3 rRNA genes are annotated in these 5635 nt (G+C 55.8%); all 3 read left to right on the forward strand.

Features of this window, described 5'->3' with window-relative positions:
• Window positions 1-191: 191 nt before the first annotated feature.
• The 3 genes from ACWGST_RS16815 to rrf all read left to right on the forward strand — a co-directional run bounded on the left by ACWGST_RS16815 (window position 192) and on the right by rrf (window position 5634).
• Window positions 192-1723 (forward strand): 16S ribosomal RNA (locus ACWGST_RS16815).
• A gap of 462 nt (window positions 1724-2185) precedes the next feature.
• Window positions 2186-5290, forward strand: a 23S ribosomal RNA gene (locus ACWGST_RS16820).
• Window positions 5291-5517: 227 nt separating this feature from the next.
• Window positions 5518-5634, forward strand: a 5S ribosomal RNA gene (rrf, locus tag ACWGST_RS16825).
• Together the 16S, 23S and 5S rRNA genes form the textbook arrangement of a ribosomal RNA operon.
• Window position 5635: the final 1 nt, after the last annotated feature.

Raw genomic sequence — 5635 nt, forward strand, 5'->3', positions numbered from 1 at the left:
GGTGCGTCCGTTCCTTGAGAACTCAACAGCGTGCACTATGTTCAATGCCAATTTTATTGAACCCCAGCCTTTGCTTTTCGGAGTGGGGGTATGGATTCCTTTGATTGATGGACAATTTGATTCTAAGTAGTCAGTTGTTTCTCTGTCAGTGATTGAAACTCTCAATGCCTTTCGGGGTGTTGGAACCAGTTTTTTTGGAGAGTTTGATCCTGGCTCAGGACGAACGCTGGCGGCGTGCTTAACACATGCAAGTCGAACGATGAACTCCTAGCTTGCTGGGGGGGATTAGTGGCGAACGGGTGAGTAACACGTGAGTAACCTGCCCTGGACTCTGGGATAACTCCGAGAAATCGGTGCTAATACCGGATAGGACCTGGAACCGCATGGTTTTGGGTGGAAAGTTTTTTCGGTCTGGGATGGACTCGCGGCCTATCAGCTTGTTGGTGAGGTAATGGCTCACCAAGGCGTCGACGGGTAGCCGGCCTGAGAGGGTGACCGGCCACACTGGGACTGAGACACGGCCCAGACTCCTACGGGAGGCAGCAGTGGGGAATATTGCACAATGGGCGCAAGCCTGATGCAGCAACGCCGCGTGCGGGATGACGGCCTTCGGGTTGTAAACCGCTTTTAGTAAGGAAGAAGGGGAGCTTGCTCCTTGACGGTACTTGCAGAAAAAGGACCGGCTAACTACGTGCCAGCAGCCGCGGTAATACGTAGGGTCCGAGCGTTGTCCGGAATTATTGGGCGTAAAGAGCTCGTAGGCGGTTTGTCACGTCTGCTGTGAAATCCCGAGGCTCAACCTCGGGCCTGCAGTGGGTACGGGCAGACTGGAGTGCGGTAGGGGAGAATGGAATTCCTGGTGTAGCGGTGGAATGCGCAGATATCAGGAGGAACACCGATGGCGAAGGCAGTTCTCTGGGCCGTAACTGACGCTGAGGAGCGAAAGCGTGGGGAGCGAACAGGATTAGATACCCTGGTAGTCCACGCCGTAAACGTTGGGCGCTAGATGTGGGGACCTTTCCACGGTTTCCGTGTCGTAGCTAACGCATTAAGCGCCCCGCCTGGGGAGTACGGCCGCAAGGCTAAAACTCAAAGGAATTGACGGGGGCCCGCACAAGCGGCGGAGCATGCGGATTAATTCGATGCAACGCGAAGAACCTTACCAAGGCTTGACATAACCGAGAACGCTGCAGAAATGTGGAACTCTTTGGACACTCGGTTACAGGTGGTGCATGGTTGTCGTCAGCTCGTGTCGTGAGATGTTGGGTTAAGTCCCGCAACGAGCGCAACCCTCGTCGTATGTTGCCAGCACGTAATGGTGGGAACTCATATGAGACTGCCGGGGTCAACTCGGAGGAAGGTGGGGATGACGTCAAATCATCATGCCCCTTATGTCTTGGGCTTCACGCATGCTACAATGGCCGGTACAAAGGGCTGCGATGTCGTAAGGCGGAGCGAATCCCAAAAAGCCGGTCTCAGTTCGGATTGAGGTCTGCAACTCGACCTCATGAAGTCGGAGTCGCTAGTAATCGCAGATCAGCAACGCTGCGGTGAATACGTTCCCGGGCCTTGTACACACCGCCCGTCAAGTCATGAAAGTCGGTAACACCCGAAGCCGGTGGCCTAACCCTTGTGGAGGGAGCCGTCGAAGGTGGGATCGGTGATTAGGACTAAGTCGTAACAAGGTAGCCGTACCGGAAGGTGCGGCTGGATCACCTCCTTTCTAAGGAGCACTGGCCACCGTTTGGTGGTCCAGGCATACCGGATCGGGTCCTTTGTGGCCCGCTGGTAGCTCATGGGTGGAACATTGAACATAGGTGCTCGTCTGTATGGTTCAGACCTAGTACGCCGCCTTCGGGTGGTTGGAACGGTGGGGGCCGGCCGGTCGGGTACGTTGCACGCTGTTGGGTCCTGAGGGGCCGGACAACTTCCCGCGTTTCGGCGTGGGGGTGATGGTTTCTTGCAGGCCTTCACGCAGCCGATGGTTTTGATTCGGTGGGTGTGGGGGTTCTGGCCGTCTGTTGAGAACTACATAGTGGACGCGAGCATCTTAGAAACGGGGCCTTTGGTCCTGTTTCACAATAGGTGAATCGCATTGAATGGCATCCTTCGGGGTGTTGTTTGGTGTGTTCACTGGTCAATTTCGCAGCACCTTCGGGTGCTGCAACGATTCGATCTCATGTGATTTCAAGTTTTTAAGAGCAAACGGTGGATGCCTTGGCATCTGGAGCCGAAGAAGGACGTCGTAATCTGCGATAAGCCTCGGGGAGCTGATAAACGAGCTGTGATCCGAGGATTTCCGAATGGGGAAACCCCGCCAGGCCCTTTGGGTGACCTGGTGACTCCCGCCTGAATATATAGGGCGGGTAGAGGGAACGTGGGGAAGTGAAACATCTCAGTACCCACAGGAAGAGAAAACAACCGTGATTCCGTTAGTAGTGGCGAGCGAACGCGGACGAGGCTAAACCGAGCCATGTGTGATACCCGGCAGGGGTTGCATGGTCGGGGTTGTGGGACCTTTCGGACTGTACTGCCGTGCAGTCACGGTGACGCGTCAGGTATAGACGAACCGCATTGAAAGGCGGACCGGAGTGGGTGTGAGTCCCGTAGTCGAAATGCCTGGCGGCCCGGAGAGGTATCCCAAGTAGCGCGGGGCCCGAGAAATCCCGCGTGAATCTGTCAGGACCACCTGATAAGCCTAAATACTCCCAGATGACCGATAGCGGACAAGTACCGTGAGGGAAAGGTGAAAAGTACCCCGGGAGGGGAGTGAAATAGTACCTGAAACCGTTTGCTTACAAACCGTTGGAGCCTCCTTGTTGGGGTGACAGCGTGCCTTTTGAAGAATGAGCCTGCGAGTTAGTGATCTGTGGCGAGGTTAACCCGTGTGGGGTAGCCGTAGCGAAAGCGAGTCTGAATAGGGCGATTCAGTCGCAGGTCCTAGACCCGAAGCGAAGTGATCTATCCATGGCCAGGTTGAAGCGCGTGTAAGAGCGCGTGGAGGACCGAACCCACTTCAGTTGAAAATGGAGGGGATGAGCTGTGGATAGGGGTGAAAGGCCAATCAAACTTCGTGATAGCTGGTTCTCTCCGAAATGCATTTAGGTGCAGCGTTGCGTGTTTCTTGCCGGAGGTAGAGCTACTGGATGGCCGATGGGCCCTAAAAGGTTACTGACGTCAGCCAAACTCCGAATGCCGGTAAGTGAGAGCGCAGCAGTGAGACGGTGGGGGATAAGCTTCATCGTCGAGAGGGAAACAACCCAGACCACCAACTAAGGTCCCTAAGCGCGTGCTAAGTGGGAAAGGATGTGGAGTTGCACAGACAACCAGGAGGTTGGCTTAGAAGCAGCCACCCTTGAAAGAGTGCGTAATAGCTCACTGGTCAAGTGATTCCGCGCCGACAATGTAACGGGGCTCAAGCACGCCACCGAAGTTGTGGCATTGACATTTGTGGTAGGCCTTCGTGGTCCAGCCGTGTTGATGGGTAGGAGAGCGTCGTGTGGGCAGTGAAGCGGCGGTGTGAACCAGCCGTGGAGGCCACACGAGTGAGAATGCAGGCATGAGTAGCGAAAGACGGGTGAGAAACCCGTCCTCCGGAAGACCAAGGGTTCCAGGGTCAAGCTAATCTGCCCTGGGTAAGTCGGGACCTAAGGCGAGGCCGACAGGCGTAGTCGATGGACAACGGGTTGATATTCCCGTACCGGCGAAGAACCGCCCACATGAAATCAGGAGTGCTAAGCATCCCAAGACGCGTGGATCCCTTCGGGGACGATCGTGAGGCGGCATGCGACCCCATCTGGTGGAGTGAGCGTATTAACAGGTGTGACGCAGGAAGGTAGCCCAACCCGGGCGATGGTTGACCCGGGGCAAGCGTGTAGGCCGAGCGATAGGCAAATCCGTCGCTCATACAGGCTGAGACGCGATGCGGATGAAAAGTGGGTGATCCTATGCTGCCGAGAAAAGCATCGACGCGAGGTTCCAGCCGCCCGTACCCCAAACCGACTCAGGTGGTCAGGTAGAGAATACTAAGGAGATCGAGAGAATCGTGGTTAAGGAACTCGGCAAAATGCCCCCGTAACTTCGGGAGAAGGGGGGCCTAAGGCGTGAACCAACTTGCTTGGGGAAGCGCTGCAGGGCCGCAGAGACCAGTGGGAAGCGACTGTTTACTAAAAACACAGGTCCGTGCTAAGTCGCAAGACGATGTATACGGACTGACGCCTGCCCGGTGCTGGAAGGTTAAGAGGACCGGTTAGCCGTAAGGCGAAGCTGAGAATTTAAGCCCCAGTAAACGGCGGTGGTAACTATAACCATCCTAAGGTAGCGAAATTCCTTGTCGGGTAAGTTCCGACCTGCACGAATGGCGTAACGACTTCCCAGCTGTCTCAACCGCGAACTCGGCGAAATTGCATTACGAGTAAAGATGCTCGTTACGCGCAGAAGGACGGAAAGACCCCGTGACCTTTACTACAGCTTGGTATTGGTGTTCGGTGTGGCTTGTGTAGGATAGGTGGGAGACTGTGAAGCTGGCACGCTAGTGTTGGTGGAGTCATTGTTGAAATACCACTCTGGTCACTCTGGATATCTAACTTCGAACCGTGATCCGGTTCAGGGACAGTGCCTGGTGGGTAGTTTAACTGGGGCGGTTGCCTCCCAAAAAGTAACGGAGGCGCCCAAAGGTTCCCTCAACCTGGTTGGCAATCAGGTGGCGAGTGTAAGTGCACAAGGGAGCTTGACTGTGAGACTGACAGGTCGAGCAGGGACGAAAGTCGGGACTAGTGATCCGGCAGTGGCTTGTGGAAGCGCTGTCGCTCAACGGATAAAAGGTACCTCGGGGATAACAGGCTGATCTTGCCCAAGAGTCCATATCGACGGCATGGTTTGGCACCTCGATGTCGGCTCGTCGCATCCTGGGGCTGGAGTAGGTCCCAAGGGTTGGGCTGTTCGCCCATTAAAGCGGTACGCGAGCTGGGTTTAGAACGTCGTGAGACAGTTCGGTCCCTATCCTCTGCGCGCGCAGGAAATTTGAGAGGATCTGACCCTAGTACGAGAGGACCGGGTTGGACGAACCTCTGGTGTGCCAGTTGTTCCGCCAGGAGCACCGCTGGTTAGCTACGTTCGGAATGGATAACCGCTGAAAGCATCTAAGCGGGAAGCCGGCCTCGAGATGAGATTTCCATCCCTTCGGGGGAGAGGCTCCCAGCCAGACGACTGGGTTGATAGGCCGGATGTGGAAGAGAGGACTAACGACTCTCGGAGCTGACCGGTACTAATAAGCCGATAACTTGATAATCACTACACACACACGTTTGAAACACATTCATGTAAAGGCCGTGTGCGTGGCCCCTGATTCTCGCGTCCACTCTGTGGTTCCCTTCAGACGGAAACCCAACAACATAATTCAACACAGTTGAACAACACCCGCACCGCCAACACCCCCGGTTCACCGGAGGCCAGGCAGGTGCGGTCACCGAGACCACCACCCACCCCGCACATGCTGGGGCTGGTTGGTTCTAGAGTTTCGGCGGCCATAGCGCGAGGGAAACGCCCGGACACATTCCGAACCCGGAAGCTAAGACTCGCAGCGCCGATGGTACTGCAGGGGGGACCCTGTGGGAGAGTAGGACACCGCCGGACA

It is taken from the genome of Agromyces sp. NPDC055520 (assembly GCF_053619715.1).